The organism is Rhodococcus sp. R1101 (genome assembly GCF_000278445.1).
GTDB classification, from domain to species: domain Bacteria; phylum Actinomycetota; class Actinomycetes; order Mycobacteriales; family Mycobacteriaceae; genus Rhodococcus; species Rhodococcus gordoniae.
Genome location: NZ_AJVB01000383.1, coordinates 1 through 3,690, shown reverse-complemented (window position 1 = coordinate 3,690; position 3,690 = coordinate 1). Strand labels below are relative to the sequence as shown.

At 68.3% G+C, this 3,690-nt stretch carries 4 protein-coding genes; 1 reads left to right on the top strand and 3 read right to left on the bottom strand.

Going from position 1 to position 3,690, the window contains the following annotated elements; translation table 11 throughout:
• Window positions 1-227: 227 nt before the first annotated feature.
• Window positions 228-893 carry a class I SAM-dependent methyltransferase gene (locus R1101_RS0118325; RefSeq protein WP_016934805.1) on the bottom strand — a complete coding sequence of 222 codons (666 nt, stop codon included), beginning with the start codon at window positions 891-893 and terminating at the stop codon, window positions 228-230.
• 129 nt (window positions 894-1,022) lie between these two features.
• Here R1101_RS0118325 and R1101_RS0118320 point away from each other — a divergent pair, with 129 nt between their 5' ends.
• Window positions 1,023-2,330: an alpha-hydroxy-acid oxidizing protein gene (locus R1101_RS0118320; RefSeq protein ID WP_016934804.1), complete on the top strand. Its 1,308-nt coding sequence runs from the start codon at window positions 1,023-1,025 to the stop codon at window positions 2,328-2,330.
• Window positions 2,331-2,337: 7 nt separating this feature from the next.
• Here the strand turns inward: R1101_RS0118320 and R1101_RS27405 are convergent, their stop codons facing one another.
• Together R1101_RS27405 and R1101_RS27400 are read right to left on the bottom strand one after the other, a co-directional pair.
• Window positions 2,338-2,826, bottom strand: a complete 489-nt coding sequence (locus R1101_RS27405) for an oxygenase MpaB family protein (RefSeq protein WP_016934803.1) — start codon at window positions 2,824-2,826, stop codon at window positions 2,338-2,340.
• A gap of 154 nt (window positions 2,827-2,980) precedes the next feature.
• Window positions 2,981-3,690: hypothetical protein (locus tag R1101_RS27400; RefSeq protein ID WP_016934802.1), on the bottom strand; the 710-nt coding region annotated here is incomplete at its 5' end.

The following is a 3,690-nucleotide window of genomic DNA, read 5'->3' as shown; positions in this document are numbered from 1 at the left end:
CGGCCGGCTCGCACGACCCGGCCGGGAATTCCGTGAATGTCACTGTCCGCGAACAACTCCGCGACCTGCTGGGACCAGCCGTACGCATACAGCGGGTCGGCTCCGGACAGGGCATCGAGGTGCACGGTGACTCCTGGTTCATGGTGAGACGCGGGTGGTCCGCTTCGACAGATCCGATAGTGAACTTCGCACCCCGGCAATGCAATCGAATTTCCGCGTATGCGCCCTCAACCGCGGTGGGCCGACAGCAACCAGGCCGGGAGCATCGAACGGCCCTTGTCGTCGCGTTGCCACGCGGCAGCCTCTTCGTCGCCGAGAAATGCGTGGATGAAGGCCGGCCGCACGTCGTCGACGGTCCAGAACTCGGCGACCGCGTCGCGCAACTCGTCGTCCGTCACCGGATCGGGTCCCTGACCCTCTTCGGGGAAGGCGTCCTTCGAGAAGGCCAGGACGAAGAAGGACGCACTCGGAGCAGTGGCACGGGTGACGGCGCTCAGGTAGGCGCTGCGCCGGTCCACGGGCAGCGAATGGAACAGGGTGCTGTCGACGATCGTCGCGAACCGGCCGTCGAAACCCGTGAACGAAGTGATATCGGCGACCTGGAAGGTCGCGGTCGTCAGGCCCCGTTCCGTCGCCGCCGCTCGAGCGGCTTCGATGGCGGTCGGCGACAGGTCGAGACCGACCACGGTGTATCCCTGCGCCGCGAGATGGAGGGAGGTCTCGGCATGCCCACAACCTGCGTCCAGCACGTCGCTACGGAATCTGCCCTCGTCGATCAATCGGGCGATCTCGGGTTGGGATTCGCCGATGTTCCAGGGTACGGGGCCCGAAAACCCTTCGGCGACGCCCCGGTAGATGTCGTCCCACGGTGCAACCTGGCCGTCCTCGGTCATGGATCCGACGGTACGCCCGCCGCCGGATCCACCGCACCGATTCCGAATTCGGCACCGGTAACCGGTTCACTCGGCCGGGTTCGTGAGGAAGGATCGACAAGCGCCACCGTTCGAGAGGGGAACTCACTCGTGACCGAAACTGCCGCATCCGCACCCGCCGGCCCCGGCCGGGAACGCCAGGGCGTCGTGTACCGCAACGGAGCGCTGGGCCGGCGCCCGGCCGTCCCCACATCCTTCGGCGACCTCGAACGCGCCGCGCGACGCGCGAGTTCGAAGCGGGCCTGGGCCTATGTCGCGGGCGGCGCCGGCGAGGGACGCACGATGCGCAACAACCGGCGCGCGTTCGACCGATGGGCGATCGTCCCGCGTATGGCCCACGGAGTCACCGAACGCGACCTGCGTACGACCGTGGCAGGAACGTCGCTCTCCTCACCGCTGCTGTTGGCCCCGATCGGAGCGGGAGCGTTGATGGCCGCGGACAGCGACCTGGCGATCGCGCAGGCGGCCGCCGCGACCGGCGTGCCGTACATCTTCTCCAATCAGGGCTGCAATTCCATGGAGGACTGTGCTGCCGCGATGGGCTCTGCGTCCCACTGGTTCCAGCTGTACTGGAGTTCCGACGAGGATCTCGTCGACAGCCTGCTGCAACGGGCCGAAGCAGCCGGCGCCGAGGCCGTCGTCGTCACCCTCGACACGACGATGCTGGGGTGGCGTCCGCAGGACCTGAATCTCGGGTCGCTGCCGTTCGCACGTGGTGAGGGCATCGCGCAGTACACCTCGGATCCCCGCTTCCTCGACATCGTCCGGCAGCGGATCGACGCCGCCCGCGAGATCGTGACGGAGCGACCCGACGTCACGCTCGGTGCGATCCGCACACTGCTGTCGATGACCCGTAACCATCCGGGCCGATTCCTCGACAACCTCCGCTCCCCCGTGCCACGCGCCGCAGCGGAGACCTTCCTCGACATCTACTCGAATCCGGGGCTGAGCTGGGAGCATCTGGCGACGTTGCGTGATCGGACTCGACTTCCCATCGTGCTCAAGGGAATTCTGCACCCCGACGACGCACGTCGCGCCGTGGACCTCGGTGTCGACGCCCTCGTCGTGTCGAACCATGGTGGACGCCAGGTCGACGGATCGATCGCCTCGCTCGATGCCCTGCTCGACATCCGCGCGGCGATCGGCCGGGAGCCGACCGTGCTGCTGGACAGCGGGATCCGAAGCGGTGCCGACGTCTTCGTCGCGCTCGCGCTCGGCGCGGACGCCGTGCTGCTCGGCCGGCCCTACATGTACGGGTTGGCGATCGCGGGTCGACAGGGCGTCGAGGAGGTGGTCCGCAACGTGATCGCCGAGTTCGACCTCACCATGGCGTTGACCGGTGCCCGATCGATCGCCGATATCGACGAACGGTTCGTCCGGCCGAATCCCTCCTTCTGAAACAGGGTCAGGCCTTGCGCGCACGCACCTTGCGGTAGGGAGTCTCGTCGATGCGCGTGGTGATCTCGGCGACCATCTTGTCGTACGACTCGTTCTTGCGGGCGATGCCGATGAGCTGCTTGGTGGTGCGCGCCGCAGCGCGCAGGTTCATCGGGCGCCCCTCGATGCCGTACATCAGGCGTGCCCACTCCGGCAGGAGCGACAACATGCCGTCCTGCACGACGACGAAGGTGAACACCTTCACCGGATTGCCCCACAGGTTCGGCTTCCGGAGTGCGTGCGTCACCTCGGCGGCGGCGAGCGACAGCGACAGCCAGTGGCGCTGCTCGTCGACGTACGCCTCGAGGTCGGCCCGGGTAGCGGGCAGGCGGGCAGGGTCCGCGCCGACGAGTTCTGCGGCGATGCGCTGTTCCCGCCATGCCCGCGACGCGAGAGGACGGATCGGCGTACACCCTCCACGAGACGGAGCCGGGGCCGCAGTAGCCGTCGTCTTCACGCGGCGCGTTCCGGGCAGGGTGGGGGTGATTGCGGTTACGGGTAGGGCTCCTTCAGCACCGGGGGAAGTGCATATCGGGAGAATGTCATTTCCGTGTGCGAAGTTTCGCGCGCCGCTCAGGCCCTTCACCCCACACTCACCCCGGAAGATCACCTCATGTCTTCAGGTACGCCAACGCCGACCGGGCGGCGTGGTACCCACACATGCCGTGCGCCCCGGCACCCGGCGGAGTCGCCGCCGAGCACAGGTACACGCCGGAAACGCCGGTCGCGTACGGGTCCAGAGCCGGGCGGGGCCGGAGCACGAGCTGCACCGCACTGTTGGCTCCGGTGACGATGTCCCCGCCCACGTAGTTCGCGTTGTGGACCGACATCTCGGTCGTCGTCCGCACGTGCACCGCACGGATCGTGTCGCGGAAGCCCGGGGCGAACCGTTCGATCTGAGCGGTGATCAGCTCGGTCGCGTCGCCGGTGTACCCGTGCGGGACGTGCGCGTAGGCGTAGAGCGGGTTCAGGTTCCCTGCGGAGCGCGACGGGTCGGCGAGGAACTGCTGGCCGACCAGGACGTAGGGGCGATCGGGCATGGTCCCCCGGTTCACCTGACGCTCGACCGCCGCCGTCTCGGCGTACGAACCGCAGACGTGGACGGTGCCGGCGCGGCGGGACGGTTCGTGCTCCCACGGCACCGTGCCATCGACGGCGTACTCGACCTTGAACGCCCCAGGCCCGTGCTTGTACCGACGGTAGGCGCGGGCGGTGCGGCGAGGCAGCCTGGCGCCGACGATCCGCACGGCGTCGGCGGGTGAGGTGTCGAGGAGCACCAAATCGGGGTTGCCGAGTTCGTCGAGGGACTCCACGCGCACCC

Bases quoted from the DNA above. Each gene is read 5' to 3' on its own strand.
- R1101_RS0118325 (WP_016934805.1), bottom strand. From the start codon at position 893: ATGACCGAGGACGGCCAGGTTGCACCGTGGGACGACATCTACCGGGGC.